This is a genomic window from Spongiactinospora rosea, from assembly GCF_003315795.1.
GTDB lineage: Bacteria > Actinomycetota > Actinomycetes > Streptosporangiales > Streptosporangiaceae > Spongiactinospora > Spongiactinospora rosea.
In genome coordinates this window covers 924,665-945,510 of record NZ_QMEY01000001.1, presented here as the reverse complement: position 1 = coordinate 945,510, position 20,846 = coordinate 924,665, and the positions used below count along the sequence as shown (strand labels likewise).

The following is a 20,846-nucleotide window of genomic DNA, read 5'->3' as shown; positions in this document are numbered from 1 at the left end:
GGAAGGCCCGGCCTCCCCCGCAAGCCGGATCAATGAATCCATAGATCGATCACTGCCCCGGCTTGGCCCTGTCCGCCACAGGCCGTCAGGGGGCCAGGCGTTCCAGCACCCAGCCGCCCCCCGATCTGCGGTACCGCAGCCGGTCGTGCATCCGGTCGGTCTGCCCCTGCCAGAACTCGACCTCCTGCGGGACCACCCGGAACCCGCCCCAGAAGTCGGGCACCGGCGGATCGTCGGGCCAGCGCTCGGCCAGTTCCTCGTAGCGGGCGTCCAGGTCTTCCCTGGAGCCCACCACGGCGGACTGGCGGGAGGCCCAGGCGCCGATCCGCGAGCCGTACGGCCTGCTGTGGAAGTAGGCGGCCGTCTCGTCCCTGGACAGCCGTACCACCGGCCCCTCCACGCGGACCTGGCGCCGGATGGGATGCCAGGGGAACAGCAGGCACGCCCTGGCGTTCTCGGCGAGGTCGCGGCCCTTGCGCGACTCGTAGTTGGTGTAGAAGACGAAACCCTGCGTGCTGTACCCCTTGAGCAGCACCGTCCGCGCGCTGGGCCGGCCGCCCGCCGAGGCGGTGGCCAGGACCATGGCGTTGGGTTCGGGCAGCCCGGAGTCCAGGGCGTCGGAGAACCACGTGGCGAACTGCGCCACCGGCTCGGCGGCGAGGTCCGCTTCGAGCAGCGGCTCGCCCTGATACGTACGGCGAAGCCCCGCCAGCGAAGGGGGGCGCGATGCGGCGTCCACGGGAGGCTATTCTCCCCTGCCCGGGTACATGACCTGCGCAGGCCCCCTACCTGGCACTATGGCTCTTCGGCATGCCCGGCGGCAGGGCGGGTCCGGACAGGGGGTTGAATAGCACCCGCCGGTATCTCGACATCAAGGCTTTGACTCAGGAAAGGGAGGCGGCCGAGAATGTCCGACTTCAAACCCGGGCTCGAAGGCGTAGTGGCTTTCGAGTCCGAGATCGCGGAACCGGACAAGGAAGGTGGCGCCCTGCGCTATCGGGGCGTCGACATCGAAGAGCTGGTCGGCAAGGTCACCTTCGGCCACGTATGGGGCCTGCTGGTGGACAACGACTTCCAGCCGGGACTGCCCCCCGCGGAGCCGTACCCGATCCCCGTCCACTCCGGTGACATCCGCGTCGATGTGCAGAGCGCGCTGGCCATGCTGGCGCCCGCGTACGGCTTCCGCCAGCTGCACGACATCGACGAGAAGGAGGCCCGCGAGGACCTGGCCAGGGCGAGCGTCACCGCGCTGAGCTTCGTCGCGCAGTCCGCCCGCGGCCTGGGCCTGCCGATGGTCCCGCAGAGCCGGGTGGACCAGGCCGAGAGCATCGTCGAGAGATTCATGATCCGCTGGCGCGGTGAGCCTGACCCCAAGCACGTCAAGGCCATCGACGCGTACTGGACCTCGGCCGCCGAGCACGGCATGAACGCCTCGACCTTCACCGCCAGGGTCATCGCCTCCACCGGCGCCGACGTGGCCGCCGCCCTGTCCGGGGCGGTCGGCGCGATGTCGGGGCCGCTGCACGGCGGCGCGCCCGCGCGGGTGCTGCACATGGTCGAGGAGGTCGAGCGGATCGGCGACGCCGAGACCTACGTCAAGCAGGCGCTGGACCGCGGCGAGCGGCTGATGGGCTTCGGCCACCGCGTCTACCGCGCCGAGGACCCGCGCGCCCGGGTGCTCCGGCGTACCGCCCAGGAGCTGGGCTCGCCGCGTTACGAGGTCGCCGCGGCGCTTGAGCGGGCCGCGCTGGCCGAACTGCACGCCCGCAAGCCGGACCGCGTGCTGGCCACCAACGTGGAGTTCTGGGCGGCCCTGCTGCTCGACTTCGCCGAGGTGCCGCCGCACATGTTCACCTCCATGTTCACCTGCGCGCGTACGGCCGGATGGGCCGCGCACATCCTTGAGCAGAAGCGGACCGGCCGCCTGGTCCGTCCGAGCGCACGGTACGTCGGACCGCCCCAGCGGTCGGTCACGGACGTTCCGGGGGCGGCCCAGGTCCTCAGCGACCGCTGACCCTTCCCACTCCCGACGAAGAGCCGCGGTCCGTGCCGCCCCGCTCACGGCACGGGCCACGGCTCACTTCGGACGCGCACACGCCGCCTTCTCGTCGGTCGGCGTGCAGATGTAATGCACCTTGAACGCCTTCTCCCCCGCGCTGACCAGCCACACCTGACGGTCCAGCGCGTCGTGCCCCTCGGACTCGGCGGCGAAAGTGATCTTGCCGGTCGCGCCGACCACGCTCAGCCCGCGCAGGTTGTAGTGGATCCCCGTGCGTACGTGCGTGTCACCCCAGATGTCCAGGAAGTCGCCCATGCCGAGGAACGCGCCCAGCGCCTCCGTGACCACCAGCGCGGCGTCGTAGCCGAGCGCCGCGTGACCGGCCGAATATGACGGCAGGGCGACCTTGTCGGCCGCGGCCTTGGTCACCCATTCGTTGATGACCGCCCGGTGCCCGGACGACTGCGAGCGCTTCTCGCCCTCTGGGACGTCCGGCTGGCGGCGTGGATCGGTGAGCGAGACGAGTTGAAGGGCCAGGCTCTGCTCCGACCCGCCGTTCTGGAGACTCCGGGCGACCTCCCTGGTCACGTCGTCGCCCGCCATCACGGCGACGTCCCGGGCCGCGCAATGGCCGCGCCAAGCGTCGGCCAGCGTGGCGAGCTGCGCGCCGCGCCCGGAGAAGTAGATCAGCTCGGTACCCCGGTCGCACGCCTCGCGCACCCGCTGGGTGAGCTTGGAGTCGTCGGAGAACTCGTACTCGGACACACCGGGCAGGAGCCGGATGAACCACCCGGTGAGGTCCTTGCTGTACAGCTCGTGCGGGGCGGCCTGGGTGAGCACCGCGACCTGCTCGCCCTTGAACCGCCGCCCGCGCGTCGTGGGCACGCCCAGTTTGGTGATCCACTCCACCGTGGCCCGCGCCTGCCGGGAGTTGGCGGCGGGCAGCCGGAAGAACCACGCCGACGGCTTGCCCTCCACATCCGCCACGTTGTCGGCGGTGGCGGTGGTGCTGACCATCGGCAACTGCGCCGAGCCGAGGACTCCGACGGCGTTCCTGATCTCCTCGCGGCTCCAGCCGAGGCCGATGGCCGCGGCCAGGGTCTCATCCCCCACGGCCCGCCGTTTGAGCTGTTCGGCGACGGCCGCCGCGTGCGCGTAGCTCTGGCCCGCGTTGGCGAACTCCACGCGCATCCTGGGCAGCTCGCCGAGCGCGTTGTAGCGGGCCTGGCGGGCGGCGATGCCGATCAGCTCGCCCGCCGTGCCGACCAGCGGGCTCACGTCGGTCGTGCCCGGCCGCTGGGTGAGCGTGCCGAAGTAGACCACCGTGAACGACTTCGCGTCCGGGTGGATGGCCTTGTTCTGCTGGTCGATGCGTTTGAGCAGCGGGGCGAGGGCCGGGGAGAAGCTCTCCACGGAGGCCGTCACCCCGACGCACTGTTCGTCCTCAAGCGTGAGACCGGCCGCGCACACGGGAGGGAGCAGGGCGCGGGCGGTCACGTACAGCGGAAGCACGACGGCCATGACGACCGCCGCCCGATAGGTCAGGGCGAGGCCGCGCCGGCCCACCCGATGCGAGGAGTCGCCGCCCTCGGGCTCGGTGTCGCCGACGTCGATGACGACGTAGGGGCACGGCGCGGGCCGCTCGGCCCCTGACCGCCACCGGGCGTAGACCTCGTTGAGGCCGGCGGCGTCCGTCATGGTGGCGCCGGCGTGCCGGTGGGCGTCGAAGTCGGGCGGGGCGTCCATCGCCGCCACCACGAGCAGCGGTACCGGCCGCCCGACCTGCACCTGGACGTCGTGCATGAGGGTGAGCAGGCGGCGTCCGGCGGTGCCCGGGCCGGTGTCGGTCAGCACGAGCACGGCGTGCGCGCCGCGCGCCCAGCCCGGCCACAGCAGCCAGGGCCGCAGCCGCCGGTACGCGATCCGCAGGTCTTCGTGGAAGGCGTTGACCAGGAGTTTGGCCACCTCGTCGCCGTCGGGGTCGGCGTCCTTGAGTGCGTGGATCCTGGCGACGTAGTCGGCCAGGGACTCCCGTGGTTCGCGCGGCAGGAACGGCTGCGAGCCGAACCAGCGGTACCGGAAGTGCCCGGTGGACCAGTTGGCGGCGCTCAGCGTGGCCAGCGACACCGCGAACAGCAGGGCGACGCCCCAGATCACCCCCGCCCCCCACACCGCCATGTCGTAGACATTGGTGATCACGGCCGACACCGAGCCGGTCGCCAGCGCGGGGACGGCCAGGAACCGGGTGATGTACTCGGCCTTGTCCAGGGGCCGCTGCCAGGCGAAGCCGTCGCGCCGCAGCCAGGCGCGCAGCGGCTGGTCGAGACGCTGGTTCTCGGCGTCCGCCTTGGTCAGCGCCCACAGCACGAACTGCGCGAGCGGAAAGCGCGGCGGCGGCAGGAACGACCAGGGCACCCGCCTGCCCAGCGCGCCGTCCTCGCCGGCCACGCGTTCCATGAGCCTGGTGAGCGAATCGGTCTCACCGGCCCGGACGGGCCCGACCTCGGCCACCGGCACCTTGCGGCGGACCGGCGAGACGAAATGCCGCACCACGATGTGGGCCTTGCGTCCGGTGAAGAGCATGAACGGTAGAAATCGGGCGTGTAGCCCGCGTCGGACCAGATCCGCACAGATGGCGGTGTACGGCGGTATCGCTTCCATGGACCACCCCGGTCACCAGATGTCAGGCACGCCCCCCGTCTCATGGTGTCACCTAGGATGATCATTTGATTACGTTCTCAATATCCGGACCCGCGTCTTGCCGCACTCGCCGCCTGACTACTCTTGTGCTGTGGCTGACATCGTGATTCCCGCTGACATCAAGCCCGCCGACGGCCGCTTCGGCTCCGGCCCCTCCAAGGTGCGCCCGGAGCAGCTCGCCGCTCTGGCCGACTCCGGCGCCTCGGTGATGGGCACCTCGCACCGGCAGCAGCCGGTCAAGCGCATCGTCCGGCGCGTACGCGAGGGACTGGGCTCCCTGTTCGGCCTGCCCGAGGGGTATGAGGTGGTGCTCGGCAACGGCGGCACCACGGCGTTCTGGGACATCGCGGCCTTCGGCCTGATCCGGGAACGTTCCCAGCACCTCAACTTCGGCGAGTTCTCCTCCAAGTTCGCCACGGTGGTGGCGAAGGCCCCGTGGCTGGGCGACCCGACGGTGATCAAGTCCGACCCGGGCACGCACCCGGAGGCGCGGCCCGAAGAGGGCGTCGATGTCTACGCGCTCACCCACAACGAGACCTCGACCGGCGTGGCGATGCCGGTCAAGCGGGTGGCCGATGACGACTCGCTGGTGCTGGTCGACGCGACCTCGGGGGCGGGCGGCCTGCCGGTCCAGGCGAGCGAGTTCGACGTCTACTACTTCGCGCCCCAGAAGAGCTTCGCCTCCGACGGCGGGCTGTGGCTCGGGCTGTTCTCGCCGAAGGCGCTGGCCAGGGTGACCGAGATCGCCGAGTCGGGGCGGTACGTGCCCGAGTTCTTCAGCCTGCCCACGGCGGTCGACAACTCCGCCAAGGACCAGACCTACAACACGCCCGCGCTGGCCACGCTGTTCCTGCTGGCCGACCAGATCGAGTGGATGAACTCCCAGGGCGGGCTGGCCTGGAGCGCGGCGCGCTCGGCCGAGTCGGCGCAGCGCCTGTACACCTGGGCGGACAAGTCGTCCTACGCCACGCCGTTCGTGACCGACCCGGCGCAGCGCTCCAACGTGGTCGGCACCATCGACTTCACCGACAACGTCGACGCCGCCGCGGTGGCCAAGGTGCTGCGGGCCAACGGCATCGTGGACACCGAGCCCTACCGCAAGCTGGGCCGCAACCAGTTGCGGGTGGCGATGTACCCGGCGGTCGACCCGGCCGACGTCGAGGCGCTGACCGTCTGCGTCGACTACGTGGTCGAGCGCCTCTAGGCGGCGTCCCGCCGGGGCCTGGCGCGCGATCAGGCCCTGGCCAGGGCGCCCTTCCTGCGCAGCACCCACGCGGCCACCACGCCGCCGATGAGCCCGAACAGGTGGCCCTGCCAGGAGATGCCCTCCTGGGAGGGCAGCACGCCCCACAGCAGCGAGTAGTAGGCCGCCGCGACCCCCACGCCGAGCACGATGTCGAGGACCCTGCGGTCGAACAGCCCGCGGGCGACCACGTAGCCGAAGTAGCCGAAGACCAGGCCGCTCGCGCCGATGGTGACGTAGTGGGGCGGGGTGGTCAGCCACACGCCGACCCCGCTGACCACCACGATGATCAGGCTGGCCAGCAGGAACTTCCCGATGCCGCGGATCGCGGCCACGAAGCCCAAGATGAGCAGCGGCACCGAGTTGGCCATCAGGTGGCCGAAGCCGCCGTGCAGAAAGGGCGCGAACAGGATGCCGGACAGCGAGTCGGGGTTCCAGCCCACGATGCCGTAGGCGTCGAGTCCGCCGCCGGTGGTGTAGTCGATGATCTCGATCAGCCACATGGCGCCGACGAGCAGGGCCAGCAGCAGGGCGCTGCCCAGCGCCCCGGTGAGGAATTCGCGCACGCCCCGCTTGAATTGCTCACCACTGGCCGAGCCCGGTGATCCGTAGCCGGTCGGGAAGTCGTTCATCTGTTCTCCTGGCGCAGCCGACGACGTGTGCGGACCCTGCCCTGAAGGAAACCGCGCACACCTTTACCGTACGCAGGAACAGGCGTGGACGCGCCCCTCCCCGGCAAGTACGAACCAGGGAGAGGCCATCGCATACCGCTTTACTCGCCTGAAGCCGGGCTTTACTCGCCTAAGGCTGGCTTTACTCGCCTTTCCAGACCGGCGCCCGCTTCTCCGCGAACGCCGCCGCGCCCTCCTTGGCGTCCTTGGAGTTGAAGACCTCGTCCACGGTGGCGGCCTGCCTGGCGAAGATCTGGTCCAGGCTCCAGTCCGCGGACTCGATCATCAGCCGCTTGGTGGCGGCGACGGCGAGCGGCGCGTTCCTGGCGATCCTGCGGGCCAGTTCGAGCGCCGTCGCCAGCGCCTCGCCCGCCGCGGTGACCCGGTTGACCAGCCCCAGCTCATGCAGCCTGGCGGCCGGGTAGTGGTCGCCGGTCAGCGCCACCTCCAGCGCGACGTGGTACGGCAGGCGCCGGGGCAGCCGCGGGATGCCGCCCGCCCCGGCGATCAGGCCCCTGGTCGGCTCGGGCAGGCCGAACTTCGCCGTGTCGGAGGCCACGATCAGGTCGCACGACAGCGCCAGCTCGAACCCCCCGGCCAGGGCGTAGCCCTCCACCGCCGCGATGATCGGCTTCTTCGGCGGGGCCTCGACCAGCCCGCCGAACCCGCGGCCGGGCACGTGCGGGAAGTCGCCGCTCAGGAACCCCTTGAGGTCCATTCCGGCGCTGAAGGAGTCGCCCGCGCCGGTCAGCACGTAGACCGCGACGTCCTTGCGCTCCTCCAGCTCGTCGAGCGCCGCCGCGATCCCGCGCGCCACCTCTCCGTTGATCGCGTTCTTGGACTTGGGACGGTTGATCGTGATGACGGCGACGCCGCCGTCCACCTCGACCAGTACTTCATCGGACACGCTCACGGCTCCAATCGGGCAGGGCGGGCTGGCAGGTCAGGACGAACGGTCACTTGGGCTGGAAGCGGATGCCTCCGTCGAAGCGCACGACCTCGGCGTTGACGTAGTCGTTCTCGATCAGCGAGCGCACCAGGTGCGCGAACTCGGCGGGCCGGCCCATCCGCTTCGGGAACACGACCGGGGCGACCAGCCGGGCCTTGAAGGCGTCCACGTCGCCGCTGCCGAACCCGTAGATCGGGGTGTCGATGATGCCGGGGGCGACGGTGTTGACCCGTACGCCGATGACCGCGAGGTCGCGCGCCGCGGGCACGGTCATGCCGACGATGCCGCCCTTGGAGGCGGAGTAGGCGATCTGACCGGTCTGGCCCTCCAGCGCGGCCACCGAGGCGGTGTTGATCACCACGCCGCGCTGGCCGTCCTCGTCGGCGGGCTCGGTCTTGGCGATGGCGGCGGCGGCGATGCGCATCAGGTTGAAGGTGCCGACCAGGTTGACGTCGATCACCTTGCGGTAGGCCGCCAGGTCGTGCGGCGAGCCGTCCTTGCCGACCGTGCGGGCCGCCCAGCCGATGCCGGCGCTGTTGACCACCGCGCGCAGCGGCTTGCCGGTGGCGACCGCGGCCTCGACGGCGGCGGTGACCTGGTCCTCGTCGGACACGTCGCACCGGGCGAACAGGCCGCCGATCTCGTCGGCGACGGCCTTGCCGCGCTCCTCGTTGAGGTCGGCGACGACCACCGTGGCGCCGTGCGCGGCCAGGTCGCGGGCCGTCGCCTCACCGAGACCGCTCGCGCCGCCCGAGACGATTGCTGCTACTCCATTCAGCTCCATGAGCGGACCATAACCGGTCACCGAATGAAGTTCTACGCGGGGGCCGCCCTAGGCCGTCAGACCTCGGTGGACACCGCGGTGTCGACGTCGGGATAGACCTTGATCCGCCGGTCCAGGCCGGTGGTGCGCAGGATGCGGGCCACCGGGGCCTGCGGCGCGGCCAGGCAGACCCCGCCGCCCTCGCCGGTCGCCAGCCGCCACGCCTCGATGAGCACAGAAAGGCCGCTGGAGTCCATGAACGAGAGCGAGGTGAGGTCGAGCACGAGCCTGGAGCCGTCCTGCTTGATCGCGTCACGGACCTCGTCGCGCAGGAAAGGGGCCGTGAACAGATCGAGTTCGCCCTCGACCGCCACCACCACGGCATCGCCGACGGCGTGCCGTGCCAGCCGTAGCTTCATGTGCTCATCCCTAGTCGCCCTCGACACGCCCTACTATCCCACCGTATCCCGCACTCACGGCGCGGGGACCGCGAAGCCGTACGGCAGCTCCAGGCGGTGTTCCGCGAGGAGCGCGCGGTCGGAGAGGATATCCCGGATCGGTCCGTCGGCGGCGATCACTCCGCCGGAGAGGATCAGCGCGCGTTCGCACAGCTCCAGCGCGTACGGCAGATCATGGGTGACCAGCAGCACCGTGACGTCCAGGGAGCGCAGGATCTCGGCCAGTTCCCGCCGCGAGGCCGGGTCCAGGTTGGAGGACGGTTCGTCGAGGACCAGGATCTCCGGGCGCATGGCCAGTACGGTCGCCACCGCGACCCGCCGCCGCTGGCCGAAGGACAGGTGGTGGGGCGGCCGGTCGATCGCGTCGAGCATGCCGACCTGTTCCAGCGCGCCGGTGACCGCGCGGTCCAGCTCCGCACCGCGCAGCCCGAGGTTGGCCGGGCCGAACGCGACGTCGTCGCGCACGGTGGGCATGAAGAGCTGGTCGTCGGGATCTTGGAAGACCAGGCCGACGCGCCGCCTGATCTCCTTCAGGTCGCGCCGCCCGACCGGCAGCCCGGCCACGGCGACACTTCCGTGACCAGGGGTGAGAATGCCGTTGAGGTGCATCACCAGGGTGGTCTTGCCTGCGCCGTTCGGGCCGAGCAGCGCCACCCGCTCGCCGCGGGCGATGGTCAGGTCCACCCCGTAGAGGGCCTGAGTGCCATCAGGATAGGCGTACGCGAGCCGGGTGACCTTCAGTGACGGCGGGCCACCGGCCGACCCCTGAGCGTCGTTCACAGCACCCCCGCCAGCAGCACGGCCAGCAGCACGGTAAGCGCCGGGCCGGGCAGCAGGGCCGCCAGCGCCCACTGTCCCCCGGTCGCCGTCAGGTCGCCGGTGATCGGCATCGTCCCGGTGTATCCGCGACTGAGCATCGCCAGGTACACGCGCTCCCCCCGTTCGTAGGACCTGATGAACAGCGCTCCCGCCGAGCGCGCCACGGCGGGGACGTGCCGGACGTCCCTGGCGGTGAACCCGCGCGACTCGCGGGCGACGCGCATCCGGCGCATCTCGCCCGCGATCACGTCCAGGTACCGCAGCATGAACATCGCGATCTGCACCAGCGGCGCGGGCAGCCGCAGCAGCCGCGCCCCGAGCAGGATGTCCCGCGGCGGCGTGGTCGCCGCCAGCAGGACGCTGGTCAGCACCCCGAGCGTGGCCTTGGCCAGGATGTTCCACCCGGCCCACAGGCCCTCGGCGCTGAGCGCCAGCCCGGCGACCTGCACCCGCGGGCCCGTCCCGATGAACGGCAGCGCCACCGCGAACACCACGAACGGCACCTCGATCGCCATCCGCCGCAGCGCGAAGCCCGCAGGCACCCTGGCCGCCGCCGCGACGCCCGCGAGCAGCGCCAGGTAGGCGGCGAAGGCCCAGAACAGCTCCCGTGGCGTGGCCACGACCACGACGACGAACCCGGCCGCCGCCGCCAGCTTGCACTGCGGCGGCAGCCTGTGGACGGCGGTGTCGCCCGCCCGGTGGATCGGGTGACCGTGTCCGGCGCCCATCGGCTCAGTCCCTCGCGTACGCCCGGACGCGCCGCCGTCCCACCGCGTAGAACAGGCCGCCGCCGACCACCGCCGTCACCCCGACGCCGACCAGCCCGGCGATCCCGACCGGGATGCCGCCCGCCTCGCCGTAGTCGGCCAGCGGCTGCCCGCCCAGCGGGTGGTCGGTGGCCGATGAGATGAACCCGGCGTCCTCGGCGACCCGCTCCAGGCCGTCGGGCGAGGCCGAGGCGAAGAAGCTGGCGACCCCGGCGAGCAGCGCGGCGAGCACGATGCCACTCAGCAGGAACCGCCCTGGGCGCCCGGGCCGTGTCATCGGCCGGGTCTCCTGCGCGGCCTCGGTGGTCTCGCCGTCCGGGCCGCGCAGCACGAGCGCCCCGGTCAGGCCGCGCGCGCCGTACACCAGGTCGGGCCGCACGGCCAGCACGGTGCTCACCGTGACCGCGGTGATCAGCGCCTCGCCGATCCCGATCAGCACGTGGACGCCGCCCATCGCCGCCGCCACCGTGCCGACCTCGATGGGCGCGTTGCCGCCGATCCAGAACAGCAGCGTGAACACCAGCGCCGACACCGGCACGGAGACCAGCGCCCCCGCGGACGCGCCCGCCACGACAGCGCCCCTCCCGCCCCCGAACAGCCGCTTGACCAGCAGGAACACGCCCCAGCCGACGGCCGCGGTGACGATGCCCATGAGCGTGATGTTGACGCCGAGCGCGCTCAGCCCGCCGTCCGCGAAGGCGAGCCCCTGCACCAGCAGGACCACCGCCATGCACAGCACGGCCGTGTACGGGCCCACCAGTACCGCGGCCAGCGCGCCGCCGAGCAGGTGGCCGCTGGTGCCCGCGGCGACCGGGAAGTTGAGCATCTGGACGGCGAAGACGAAGGCGGCCACCAGGCCGGCCATGGGGGCGGTCCGGTCGTCGAGTTCGCGGCGCGTCGCGCGGAGGCAGACCGCGACACCGGCGGCGGCGACCACACCGGCACTTACGGAGACGGGAAGGGTGAAGAAGCCATCGGGGACATGCACGGTGAGCCTCCCGACCTGGGGAAGTATCCCCGAAAACGGGAATATGTCACTAACTTTAAGGGATCGGATTGCACGTGCAAGTGGGTGGCAACTGAGGAATCACCATCGCAGCAACCGGCGCACCGCACGGCGTACCGGAACGTTCCTGACCCTCACGCTCAGCCGCCCCCTGCCGGACGTCGAATAGGGCCGCACCGTACGCCTGACCGCCCACCGCCACCAGGCGCGCGGCTGCACCGGGACGCCCGCGTCGATCCGGCAGCGCACCGGCGGCCCGCCGAGGTCCAGCTCCAGGTAGGCGTCCCACACGCCGCCCGCGAAGTCCTCCCAGCCCTGGGACACCGCGAACCCGCCACCCGGCAGGTCGGTGACCGTCCGGCCGCGCTCCCGCCCCGACCGGCGTTCCCGCCACACCAGCCTGCGCACCGTCCCGGCCCCCGGGACGGCGTCGCCGACCGTGACGCGCCCGCCGAGCAGCAGCCGGTTGCCCCGGCCCCACCCGGCCTCGGTGATCTTCACCGCGCAGGGCACCGCGGCCACGTGCCCGCCCAGGTCGATGCTGAGATTGCCCTGCACGCGGGTGAAGTAGGGCACCGCCGCGCGTTCGCCGAGCAGCCGCGGGCCGGGCGCGGCGTCCGTGCGCTCAGGGCGCAGCCTGCCGAGCCTGGTCACGCCCTCGCAGGTGATCGCCACGTGCACGTTCCACACTCCGGACGGCAGGTCGCGCAGGTCGATCACCCCGGCGAACCTGCCGCCGCCCGACCACACCGGGAAGGAGCGTTCGCCGTGCGCGGCGGGCCCGCGCGGGCGGAGCAGCACCGACACCGTGAAGTCCAGGTCGGGGCCGCCGTCCAGGGCCGCCTCGCCGCGCAGGGTGAGCAGGTCGCCCGCCCAGGCGATCTCGGTGAGCCGCCTGGTCACCGCCGACGCCTCGACGCGGGCCAGCCGGACGAGCTGGTCGATGTCGTCGAGCGCGGCCAGCTTGCGGCGTTCCGGCGCGCTCAGCCGTTCGCGCACGCCGTCGGTCAGCCAGCGTTCGCACAAAGCGGCGATCTCGGCGGCGATCTCCTTGCGCGCCACGTCCCCGGCGGCCAGGAACGGCGCGCCCAGGTGGGCGAGCGCATCGTGCCGGAAGTGGCGGCGCATCAGGTGGTCGCGCAGCGGCCCCGGCGGTACGTGCCCGGCGACGAGCTCCATCGGCCGCCTGATCATCCGCAGCCGGCGGACGGGGTCGCGGCCGACGTCCTCCTGCGTGACGCCGGCGCCCAGGTGGTGGCAGTCGTGCCCGGCGACCACGGAGATCACCCCGGCGTGGCAGTAGGCGTGGCTGGTGAAGACCATGTCCTCGCCCACCCGGAGGTCTTCGGCGAAGGTGATGTCGTGCGCGGTCAGCATCGCCCTGCGGAACAGCTTGCAGCAGCTCAGGCTGTTGTAGACGGGGCTGTCGCCGAGCGGCGCGCGGTCGATGTCGGCCTCGAACATCACGCGGCCGGGGCCGACGACCCGGCCGAGCACGATGTCGGAGCCGTTGCGGTCGGCCATCGCGGTCATCCGCTCCAGCGCCTCGGGGCCCAGGTGGTCATCGGCGTCGCAGAAGAACACGTACCGGCCGCGGGCGTTGGCCAGGCCGAGGTTGCGGGCGCGTCCGGCGCCCATCGGGCGGTCCAGGCGCAGCACCTTGACCACTCCGGGGTGGTGCGCGGCGTACAGGTCGAGCAGGTCGCCGCCGCCGTCGGCCGACCCGTCGTCCACCGCCACGATCTCCAGCGCCACCCGCTGGACCAGCAGCGACGTCAGGCACCTGTCGAGGTACGACCGGCGGTCGCGCACCGGCACCACCACGCTGACATCGACCTGCGTCACCACCGGGGCCGCTCCCACCGGCCCTGCGACACGCCCGCGCACCGAGTCCATGGCGCTCCAGTATGTGTCCGGACGGTCGCACGGCGTGGCGGTTCCGCCGAATCGGAGTGTCGGGCCGTCCGCGGGCGATCATGAGATCATGAGGCGATGAGCCATCCTTGGGTGTGCGCCACCTGCGCGAATCACTACCCGGAGGCGGAGTCGCCGCCGTCCACGTGCCACATCTGCGCCGACGAGCGCCAGTGGGTGCCGCCGGGCGGCCAGCGCTGGACGACCCTGGCCGAGCTGTCGGCGGCGGGTCACCGCGCCGACATCAGGGAGATCGAGCCGGGGCTGCTGGGGATCGGCGCGGCTCCGCAGGTCGCCATCGGGCAGCGGTCGCTGCTGGTCCGCACTGCGGAGGGCAACCTGCTCTGGGACCCGTCGGGGTTCATCGACGACGACGCCGTGCGGGCGGTTCGGGAGGCGGGCGGGTTGCGCGCGGTGAGCGCGAGCCATCCCCACTTCTACGGCTCGATCGTGGTGTGGAGCGAGGCCTTCGGGGCGGAGATCCTGCTGCCCGAGGTGGACGCCTCGTGGCTGCCGCGGCCGTCACCGGCCGTGCGCACCTGGTCGGGCGTGCTGGACGTGCTGCCCGGCGTCACGCTGATCCAGTGCGGCGGTCATTTCCCCGGCAGCTCGGTGGTCCACTGGGCCGAGGGGGCGGGCGGCGCGGGAGCGCTGTTCACCGGTGACACGATCTTCGTCACGCCCGGCGAGGACCGGCTGACGTTCGTGTGGAGTGCCCCCAACCGGCTGCCGCTGCCCGAGCGCGACGTACGGCGGGTCGTGGACGCCGTGGCGCCCTACGCGTTCGACCGCATCTACGGCGGCTGGTGGACGCCCGTGCTCCGGGAGGGAGCCAAGGACGCGCTGCGGTCCTCGGCGGACCGCTACATCGAGTTCCTGAGGGGCGAGGCCCGGACGGGCTGAATCGACCACCACCCTCCCCCCGGTTCCGGCCCCCGGAAATCGCTCCGGAGGGAGGGGGCGGACGGTCTCAGAGGATCAGGAGGTGCAGACCTCGCCGGGAGCGATGCGGGTGATGGGCTGAACCTCGTCGCGGTACCAGCCCGACTTCAGCTGGAAGTCCGGGCTGCCGTCGACGCAGTAGTCGTAGGCCGAGCCGTTGGTGATGCCGACCATGGTGGCGGCGGGGTTGTAGGTCCGGGTCGCGCCACCCGGGATCGCCTCGACGGCGCCGTTGGTGAACTGCACGCAGACGTAGCCGACCACACAGTTCGGCGCGGGCGGAGCGGTGGCGGATGCGGGAGCGGACACGGCCAGCAGGGCCGCACCCGCGAGGGGAAGCGCCGCGATGGTCGCGAACAGCTTGCTCCTCGTGCTCATGTGAATCCTCCGTGTGTTGAGAATCCGGCCCGGCGGGGGCCGCCGAACCGACACGAGAAGCGTCGCAGCCGGGATGGACAAACCCCGGACGCATTGCGGACATGTCCGCTAAGTCAGCCGCGGAGCGGTCAGCGGGCGAACGCGTCCACGCCGGTCAGTTCCGCGGAGAGCGTCCACAGCCGGGACGCCTGCTCCCGGTCGATCGCGTATCCGCGCACGCCCGAGGTGAAATCGCCCTGGTCGGGGACCTGCTCGGCGATGTCGCAGTCCTCGCAGTACAGCCCGCCCAGGCCCGCCAGGCGCGGTGAGGTCGCCGCCCAGACCTGGGTGGCGGCGCCCTGTTCCGGCGTCTTGAAGGAGGGGTTGGCGACGTTGCCGTCCTCGTCGATCCAGCCCATGGCGACCATCTCGGCCTTGGGCATGTGCCGCTGCAACGGCGTCATGATCCCGCCGGGGTGCAGCGCGAACGCCCGTACGCCCGCGTCCCTGCCGAGTTCGTCGAGCCTCACGGCGAACAGCACGTTCGCCGTCTTGGCCTGCCCGTACGCCTGCCACTTGTCATAGCCGCCGGTGAAATGAAGGTCGTCCCAGCGGATCGGGCTGCGGCGGTGGCCACCGGAGGAGACCGATATCACCCGCGCGCCGCCCGCCTCGATGGCCGGCCAGAGCAGGTTGACCAGCGTGTAGTGCCCGAGGTGGTTGGTGGCGAACTGCGCCTCCCAGCCGGGGCCGGCCAGGGTCCGCTCGGGCAGGGCCATGATCCCCGCGTTGCCGATGAACATGTCGATGCCGCGCCCCGAGGCCAGGAAGCGCTCGGCGAACCCGCGCACGCTCGCCAGGTCCGCGAGGTCGAGTTCGTCCACCTCGACGCCGTCGATCCCCGCGACCGCCTGCTCCGCCGCGCCCTTGCGCCGCGCCGGCACCACCACGCGGGCGCCGGCGCGGGCGAGCGCCCGGGTGGTCTCCAGTCCGAGGCCCGAGTAGCCGCCGGTGACGATGGCGAGTTTCCCGGACAGATCGACACCGCGCAGTACCTCCTCCGCGGTACTGCGCGCGCCGAACCCTGATCCGATCTTGTGTTGAGCGGTAGTCATGCTGCGGAGCCTACGGAGTGGAGCGCGCTCCAGGCCAAGCCGGACCTCCCTCCTCCGCCTCGGCGAGCCGTTCGCCGCCCCACAGGCGGCGCATCTCCGGGCAGGTGGCGAGCAGGTCGCCGAGCGCGCCCTCGCCGGCGATCCGGCCGCGGTCCAGGACCACGATCCGGTCGGCGCGTTCGAGGGCGGCCCTGCGGTGGGAGACCACCAGGAGGGTGTCCGGGCCGCGCCCGTCGCGGGCGGCGGCGGCCACACGGTCCCAGAGCAGTTCCTCGGTCTCGACGTCCAGCGCGGAGGACAGGTCGTCCACGACGAGCAGGTCGGGCGCCCTGACCAGGGCCCGCGCGGCGGTGGCCCGCTGCACCTGCCCGCCGGACAGCCGTACGCCGCGCGGCCCCACGACCGTCGCCAGGCCGCCGGGCATCGCGGCCACGTCGCGGTCGAAGACGGCCAGTTCCAGCGCCCGGGCGACCTCGGCGTCGTCGGCGGGCAGGCCGAGCAGCAGGTTCTCCCGCAGGGTCTCGGAGAACAGGCGGGGTACCTGGCCCGCGTAGGCGACCCGGCCGGGGACCATGAACGTGCCCGGGTCATCGACGCGCCGGCCGTTCCAGGTGATCGAACCGGCGTCCAGCGGCACCAGGCCGAGCAGGGCGCGTACCAGGGTGGTCTTGCCCGCGCCGACCGCGCCCGTGATCACGGTGAACGACCCCCTGGGGATGCGCAGGTCGATGCCGTGGACGCCGCGGTCGCCGCCCGCGTGCCGTACGGTGAGGCCGCGCGCCTCCAGGACCTGGAGGGGGTCGGCGTGCGGCGGCGGCGCGGGCACGGCGGGCGGCGGCTCCCCGCGCAGCCACAGGCCCGTACGTCGCGACAGGTCGCGGGCGTCCTCGTGCGGGGCCATCAGCTCGCCGAGGCGTTCGATGGACACCGCCGCCTGGGGCACCCGGTGCAGGATGCCGCCGATCGCGCGCGGCAGCGTCGCGAGCCAGCCGACGTAGCCGGTGAACAGCGCGAGGTCGCCCACGGTGAAGTCGCCGCGGCGCATGGCGGGCGCGGCGAGCAGCAGCACCAGGCCGATGCCGATCTCCACGGTGGTCCCGGTCACGGTGTCCAGCAGGTCGGTGGCCAGGCGGTCCTTGACGGCGGCGGCACGGCGGTCGCGGTTGTGCGCGCGCAGCCGGGTCAGCACGGCGTCCTCCGCGCCCGCGGTCTTGATCGCCAGCGCCCCGGCGAACGCGTCGCCGATGAAGGCGGTGACGACCGAGCCGAGGACGCGGGCCCGCCTGCGCAACCGCCGTACGACCTCGCTCAACGCCCGGCTCAGCACCCCGATGACCAGCATGGGGACCAGCAGGATCAGGGTGATGACGTGGTCGATGGACGCCATGATGCCCAGCGCCCCGGCGGCGAAGACGGTCGCGCCCGCCAGGGGCACGCTCTCGTCGGTGAAGTCGACGAGGTCGCCCACGTCGTCGCGGAGCCGGGCCAGGGACTCGCCCGGCGAGTACGGCTGACGGGCGGCGGCGGTGCCGGGCGCGGTGAGGATCGAGCGCAGCACGTTGGCCCGCAGTACGGTCGCCGCGCCGTCCCACCAGTAGACCCCGTGTATCCAGGCCACGATCAGGACCAGGCCGCGCAGCACCTCCACCCCGACGAACGCCGCGCACAGCCACACGACCTGGTCCATACCGGCCGCGGCGTGCCCGCTCATCTGGTCGAACAGCAGCTTGAGCACCAGGCCGCCGAGCAGCGGCAGGACCGGGTGGGGCAGCCACAGCAGCATCCCGGCCAGGTACCGGCCGAGGCCGGGGGTGACGGCCACCCGCCCGGCCACCCGGAGCACCGGACGTCCGCGGCTCATCGGGTCACCCCCGCGGCGGCGAGCAGCCCGGCGAACCGGCTGCCGGCGTCGGCGGCGAGGTCGGCGCGGCGGCCGTACTCCACGATCCGGCCGTCCTCGATCACCGCGATCTTGTCCACCTTGGCCAGCGACGACAGCCGGTGCGCGATGATCACCCCGGTACGCCCGTCCAGCAGCCGGTCCACGGCCCGTTCGACGCGCCGCTCGGTGGCCGGGTCGAGCCGCCCGGCCGCCTCGTCCAGCACCACCAGCCCGGGGTCGATCAGGAACGCCCTGGCGAAGGCCAGCAGTTGCGCCTCCCCCGCCGACAGCCCGGCCGCCGCCCGGGTGAGCCGGCTGTCCAGCCCGTCCGGCAGCCCGGCCAGCCAGTCGGCCAGGCCGACCTCGGTCAGCACCTCGCGCAGCCGCGCGTCGTCCGCGATCGGCCGGAACAGCGTGAGGTTGTCCCTGACGCTGGCCGCGAAGATCTGCACGTCCTGGGTGACGACGCCGATCCGCCGCCGCACCGAGAGCGGGTCGGCGTCGCGCAGGTCCACTCCACCGGCCAGTACCGCGCCCCGGGTGGGGTCGTACAGGCGCAGTGTCAGCCTGCCGATCGTGGTCTTGCCGCTGCCGGTGCGCCCGGCCAGGCCCAGGGTCTCGCCGGGCGCGAGCGTGAGATCGATGCCGGTCAGGACCTCCGTGTCGTCGTCGGCGTAGGCGAATCCGACGCCGTCGAAGCGCAGCGCGAGCGGCCCGGCGGCGGGCAGCGGCACCGGGCGTGCGGGGTCGGGCAGGGTACGGCGTTCGGCGAGCAGGGCCCCGATCCTGGCCATCCCGGCGAGCGCCGCCTGGTAGTGCTGCAACTGGTCGATCAGCCGCTCGAACGGGGTGCGGACCATCTGGGCGTACTGGAAGAGCAGCACCGCCGTGCCGACGCTCAGCGCGCCCGAGCGGCCGATCCACACGGCCAGGCCGAGCACCAGCGCCGTGCCCGCCGCGAACGCCACGGACGTGCCCGCGATGACCACCGTGCCCACCTGCGCGCCGCGCCTGTCGGCCCGGAACCAGGCGGCGCTCACCTGGTGGAAGCGGCCCACCAGGTGCTCGCCCGCCCCGTTGGCGCGGATGTCCTCCACGCCCGCCAGCCGTTCCTCCATGTGGCCGTACATGACCGCGCCCGCCGCGCGGGACCTGGCCGCCGAGGGCACGGCGAGCCTTTGCGCGCGGGCCATCAAGAACCCGGCCAGCGCGCAGTACGCCAGCAGCGCCCCGCCGACCCGCGGGTCCACCGCCAGCACGACGACGACCACCCCGGCCAGCAGCAGCACGCTCGCCACCACGTCCAGCAGGAACGCCACCACGAAGTCGGCGACGGCGACCACGTCGCCGTCCACCCGCTCGATCATCTCCCCCGGCGGGTGCCCGGCGTGGAAGGCCATGTCCAGGCCGAGCGCGTGCGCGGCGAGCCGTTCGCGCAACCGGTCGGTGCCGTCCCAGGCCAGGATGCTCGCCAGCCACGCGGTGAGCACCCGCGCGCCCTGCCCCGCGACCGCGAACGCGAGATATCCCGCCGCGACCAGCGTCAGATGGGCCAGGCTCGCCCCGGCGATGGCGTCGTCCACGAAGATCCGGGTGAGCTGCGGAGCCGCCAGCGGCAGCACGGTGGCGGCGACGACCGCCCCGGCCAGCGCCAACGCCGGCCGCGGCCCAGGGCGCAGCTCCCTGAGCACCGCCCGCCGGACGCGGGCGTCAGTGTCCGTTACATGAGTCTGAGGTCTCGATACGTCGGTCGGCGACAAGCGTCATGTCCTTCGGGATAGGTGGCGATGACCGCTGAGTTGGACACGACGGTTGCTCGCATGACGCCTCCCGATTTCTCGACGCTTTCCCGTCCGGCAGTACAACAGACCGCCCGCGGGCGGGGCAACCGAATTGACGATGCTTCGTGGGGCGAAGTATGGTCGACGGCATGGCTAAGGGATCTGGGCCGGTCAGTGAGTCGACGTACTTCATTCTGGCCGCGCTGCTGGACGGGCCGTTGCACGGGCACGGGATCATCAAGCATGTGCTCGGGCTGTCCGAGGGGCGGGTCAAGTTGCCCGTGGGGACGTTGTACGGCGCGCTCGATCGGCTGGCCGGGAACGGGCTCATCGCGGTCGAGCGGGAAGAGGTGGTGGACGGGCGGCCGCGGCGTTACTTCCGGCTCACCGACGACGGCACCAGGCTGGTGCTGACCGAGGCCGAGCGGATGCGGCAGGCCGCCTCGGTGGTGGCCGGGCGGGCGCTGCCCGGGTCGGCGTTCGCACCGATGACCTCCCGATCGGCGCTCGGTCTGGCGCTCGGGTGGCGACCGGCGCCGACATGACCGTGACCTCGCCGACCCCGCCAGGGCCCCTGGAACGCAGGTACCGGCGGATGCTGCTCGCCTACCCCCGCGGTTACCGCGCCGGGCACGGTGAGGAGCTGATCGCCACGCTGCTGGCGACGGCCGAGCCGCATCGTTCGACGCCGCCGCTCACCGAGACGGTGGCGCTGCTCGCCGGGGGCCTGCGGACGCGGGCCGTCCAGGCCGCCCAGGGTCCGGCGTGGGCCGACGCCGTGCATCTGGCGATCACCGCGCTGGCGGTCGCGAACGTCGCCATGCTGCTGCCCTACGCCGGGACGATCCCGCTGTGGACCGGCCTCGCGGTGTTCACGGCGGTGGCCGTGGCCCGCCGCCGGTTCTGGCTCGCGCTCCCCGCCGCCGCCCTGACCAGCGTCAAGGTGGCCGCGATCGGCCTCGGCCTGCCGTGGCTGGACGACACACTGCTGCCGGTGTTCGCCGACCCGCTGCCCCGGGAGTGGGGGGTGCCCGCGCTGCTGTCCACGGGCGGCCCGGCGGCCCCGGCGACCGCGCACGCGCTGGTCTTCCTGGGCGCGGCGGTGCTCGCCGTACGACGGGCCGCCCCCCGTGCCCGCTCCTGGCGGTGGACCCTGGCCGTACCGCTGCTCATCGGCGTCAACACCGACATGCGCGCCCTCACCGACCCCACCGCGACGCCCGGCAGGACCGCCCTGGAAATCGGCCTGCTGCTGCTCGCCGTATGGGCCGGGCACGTCGCCGCGGACCCCCGCTGGGCGCTCGCCGCCCTGCTCTGCCTGCCCGTAGAGGTCGTCGAACTGGCGGAGAACATCGGCACCGCCACCCGGGGCGACTACGCGCACCTGGCCCTGCTGGTCTTCCTGACCTCGGCCGCCGCGACGGCCGCCCACAGGGCGAGCCGGCACGCCCTGCTCTGACCGAGCCTTTCGCCCGACATT

The 20,846-nt window shown here is 72.5% G+C and carries 19 protein-coding genes; 5 read left to right on the top strand and 14 right to left on the bottom strand.

The genetic code is table 11. The features are described 5' to 3' along the window. Positions 1 to 85 precede the first annotated feature (85 nt). Positions 86 to 739 (bottom strand): pyridoxamine 5'-phosphate oxidase, encoded by a 654-nt coding sequence (pdxH, locus tag DP939_RS04960; protein ID WP_113979314.1) that lies wholly within the window; start codon positions 737 to 739, stop codon positions 86 to 88. Positions 740 to 907: 168 nt separating this feature from the next. On the opposite strand from pdxH, the gene DP939_RS04955 reads away from it, so the two are divergent. Beyond that, positions 908 to 2,014, top strand: coding sequence for a citrate synthase 2 (locus tag DP939_RS04955; RefSeq protein ID WP_113979311.1), 1,107 nt, complete (start codon positions 908 to 910; stop codon positions 2,012 to 2,014). Between the two features lie 63 nt (positions 2,015 to 2,077). Here DP939_RS04955 and DP939_RS04950 read toward each other — a convergent pair whose 3' ends face one another. Further along, positions 2,078 to 4,582 (bottom strand): ABC transporter substrate-binding protein, encoded by a 2,505-nt coding sequence (locus tag DP939_RS04950; RefSeq protein WP_113979309.1) that lies wholly within the window; start codon positions 4,580 to 4,582, stop codon positions 2,078 to 2,080. 208 nt (positions 4,583 to 4,790) lie between these two features. Between DP939_RS04950 and serC the strand changes: the two genes are divergently transcribed. Continuing rightward, a complete protein-coding gene (gene serC, locus DP939_RS04945) occupies positions 4,791 to 5,903 on the top strand; it encodes a phosphoserine transaminase (protein WP_113979306.1) in 1,113 nt (370 codons plus the stop codon). Positions 5,904 to 5,932: 29 nt separating this feature from the next. On the opposite strand, the gene DP939_RS04940 is transcribed toward serC, so the two are convergent. From DP939_RS04940 to DP939_RS04905, 8 genes are all read right to left on the bottom strand, one after another. Then, complete coding sequence (locus DP939_RS04940) at positions 5,933 to 6,574, bottom strand: rhomboid family intramembrane serine protease (protein WP_113979303.1); 642 nt, start codon at positions 6,572 to 6,574, stop codon at positions 5,933 to 5,935. A 181-nt stretch (positions 6,575 to 6,755) separates the two neighbouring features. Then, positions 6,756 to 7,520, bottom strand: a complete 765-nt coding sequence (locus DP939_RS04935) for a crotonase/enoyl-CoA hydratase family protein (RefSeq protein WP_113979300.1) — start codon at positions 7,518 to 7,520, stop codon at positions 6,756 to 6,758. Between the two features lie 49 nt (positions 7,521 to 7,569). Then, positions 7,570 to 8,346: an SDR family NAD(P)-dependent oxidoreductase gene (locus tag DP939_RS04930; RefSeq protein WP_113979297.1), complete on the bottom strand. Its 777-nt coding sequence runs from the start codon at positions 8,344 to 8,346 to the stop codon at positions 7,570 to 7,572. 56 nt (positions 8,347 to 8,402) lie between these two features. Then, positions 8,403 to 8,744 (bottom strand): STAS domain-containing protein, encoded by a 342-nt coding sequence (locus DP939_RS04925; RefSeq protein WP_113979295.1) that lies wholly within the window; start codon positions 8,742 to 8,744, stop codon positions 8,403 to 8,405. A 54-nt stretch (positions 8,745 to 8,798) separates the two neighbouring features. After that, positions 8,799 to 9,563: an energy-coupling factor ABC transporter ATP-binding protein gene (locus tag DP939_RS04920; RefSeq protein WP_113979293.1), complete on the bottom strand. Its 765-nt coding sequence runs from the start codon at positions 9,561 to 9,563 to the stop codon at positions 8,799 to 8,801. Beyond that, complete coding sequence (gene cbiQ, locus DP939_RS04915; RefSeq protein ID WP_113979291.1) at positions 9,560 to 10,330, bottom strand: cobalt ECF transporter T component CbiQ; 771 nt, start codon at positions 10,328 to 10,330, stop codon at positions 9,560 to 9,562. Before cbiQ ends, DP939_RS04920 begins: the two co-directional genes overlap by 4 nt. Positions 10,331 to 10,334: 4 nt before the next feature. Further along, the gene (locus tag DP939_RS04910; RefSeq protein WP_113979288.1) at positions 10,335 to 11,357 is read right to left on the bottom strand and encodes an energy-coupling factor ABC transporter permease; all 1,023 of its coding nucleotides are present in this window, start codon (positions 11,355 to 11,357) and stop codon (positions 10,335 to 10,337) included. A gap of 99 nt (positions 11,358 to 11,456) precedes the next feature. Then, positions 11,457 to 13,271, bottom strand: coding sequence for a glycosyltransferase family 2 protein (locus DP939_RS04905; RefSeq protein WP_113979286.1), 1,815 nt, complete (start codon positions 13,269 to 13,271; stop codon positions 11,457 to 11,459). Positions 13,272 to 13,367: 96 nt separating this feature from the next. On the opposite strand from DP939_RS04905, the gene DP939_RS04900 reads away from it, so the two are divergent. After that, positions 13,368 to 14,192 (top strand): MBL fold metallo-hydrolase, encoded by an 825-nt coding sequence (locus tag DP939_RS04900; protein WP_113979283.1) that lies wholly within the window; start codon positions 13,368 to 13,370, stop codon positions 14,190 to 14,192. A 75-nt stretch (positions 14,193 to 14,267) separates the two neighbouring features. Here DP939_RS04900 and DP939_RS04895 read toward each other — a convergent pair whose 3' ends face one another. The 4 genes from DP939_RS04895 to DP939_RS04880 all read right to left on the bottom strand — a co-directional run bounded on the left by DP939_RS04895 (position 14,268) and on the right by DP939_RS04880 (position 19,276). Continuing rightward, a complete protein-coding gene (locus DP939_RS04895) occupies positions 14,268 to 14,609 on the bottom strand; it encodes a hypothetical protein (RefSeq protein WP_113979281.1) in 342 nt (113 codons plus the stop codon). 128 nt (positions 14,610 to 14,737) lie between these two features. Continuing rightward, positions 14,738 to 15,703, bottom strand: coding sequence for an SDR family NAD(P)-dependent oxidoreductase (locus DP939_RS04890; RefSeq protein WP_113979279.1), 966 nt, complete (start codon positions 15,701 to 15,703; stop codon positions 14,738 to 14,740). Between the two features lie 10 nt (positions 15,704 to 15,713). Further along, positions 15,714 to 17,564 carry an ABC transporter ATP-binding protein gene (locus tag DP939_RS04885; RefSeq protein WP_113979276.1) on the bottom strand — a complete coding sequence of 617 codons (1,851 nt, stop codon included), beginning with the start codon at positions 17,562 to 17,564 and terminating at the stop codon, positions 15,714 to 15,716. Continuing rightward, positions 17,561 to 19,276 carry an ABC transporter ATP-binding protein gene (locus DP939_RS04880; RefSeq protein ID WP_199564933.1) on the bottom strand — a complete coding sequence of 572 codons (1,716 nt, stop codon included), beginning with the start codon at positions 19,274 to 19,276 and terminating at the stop codon, positions 17,561 to 17,563. Before DP939_RS04880 ends, DP939_RS04885 begins: the two co-directional genes overlap by 4 nt. A 239-nt stretch (positions 19,277 to 19,515) precedes the next feature. Between DP939_RS04880 and DP939_RS04875 the strand changes: the two genes are divergently transcribed. Together DP939_RS04875 and DP939_RS04870 are read left to right on the top strand one after the other, a co-directional pair. Then, positions 19,516 to 19,911, top strand: coding sequence for a PadR family transcriptional regulator (locus tag DP939_RS04875; protein ID WP_113979517.1), 396 nt, complete (start codon positions 19,516 to 19,518; stop codon positions 19,909 to 19,911). Continuing rightward, positions 19,908 to 20,825: a hypothetical protein gene (locus tag DP939_RS04870; protein WP_147267873.1), complete on the top strand. Its 918-nt coding sequence runs from the start codon at positions 19,908 to 19,910 to the stop codon at positions 20,823 to 20,825. Before DP939_RS04875 ends, DP939_RS04870 begins: the two co-directional genes overlap by 4 nt. Positions 20,826 to 20,846 lie beyond the last annotated feature (21 nt).

Bases quoted from the DNA above. Each gene is read 5' to 3' on its own strand.
- DP939_RS04955 (WP_113979311.1), top strand. From the start codon at position 908: ATGTCCGACTTCAAACCCGGGCTCGAAGGCGTAGTGGCTTTCGAGTCC.
- DP939_RS04950 (WP_113979309.1), bottom strand. From the start codon at position 4,582: ATGCTCTTCACCGGACGCAAGGCCCACATCGTGGTGCGGCATTTCGTC.
- DP939_RS04940 (WP_113979303.1), bottom strand. From the start codon at position 6,574: ATGAACGACTTCCCGACCGGCTACGGATCACCGGGCTCGGCCAGTGGT.
- DP939_RS04930 (WP_113979297.1), bottom strand. From the start codon at position 8,346: ATGGAGCTGAATGGAGTAGCAGCAATCGTCTCGGGCGGCGCGAGCGGT.
- DP939_RS04925 (WP_113979295.1), bottom strand. From the start codon at position 8,744: ATGAAGCTACGGCTGGCACGGCACGCCGTCGGCGATGCCGTGGTGGTG.
- cbiQ (WP_113979291.1), bottom strand. From the start codon at position 10,330: ATGGGCGCCGGACACGGTCACCCGATCCACCGGGCGGGCGACACCGCC.
- DP939_RS04905 (WP_113979286.1), bottom strand. From the start codon at position 13,271: ATGGACTCGGTGCGCGGGCGTGTCGCAGGGCCGGTGGGAGCGGCCCCG.
- DP939_RS04900 (WP_113979283.1), top strand. From the start codon at position 13,368: ATGAGCCATCCTTGGGTGTGCGCCACCTGCGCGAATCACTACCCGGAG.
- DP939_RS04895 (WP_113979281.1), bottom strand. From the start codon at position 14,609: ATGAGCACGAGGAGCAAGCTGTTCGCGACCATCGCGGCGCTTCCCCTC.
- DP939_RS04890 (WP_113979279.1), bottom strand. From the start codon at position 15,703: ATGACTACCGCTCAACACAAGATCGGATCAGGGTTCGGCGCGCGCAGT.
- DP939_RS04885 (WP_113979276.1), bottom strand. From the start codon at position 17,564: ATGAGCCGCGGACGTCCGGTGCTCCGGGTGGCCGGGCGGGTGGCCGTC.
- DP939_RS04875 (WP_113979517.1), top strand. From the start codon at position 19,516: ATGGCTAAGGGATCTGGGCCGGTCAGTGAGTCGACGTACTTCATTCTG.
- DP939_RS04870 (WP_147267873.1), top strand. From the start codon at position 19,908: ATGACCGTGACCTCGCCGACCCCGCCAGGGCCCCTGGAACGCAGGTAC.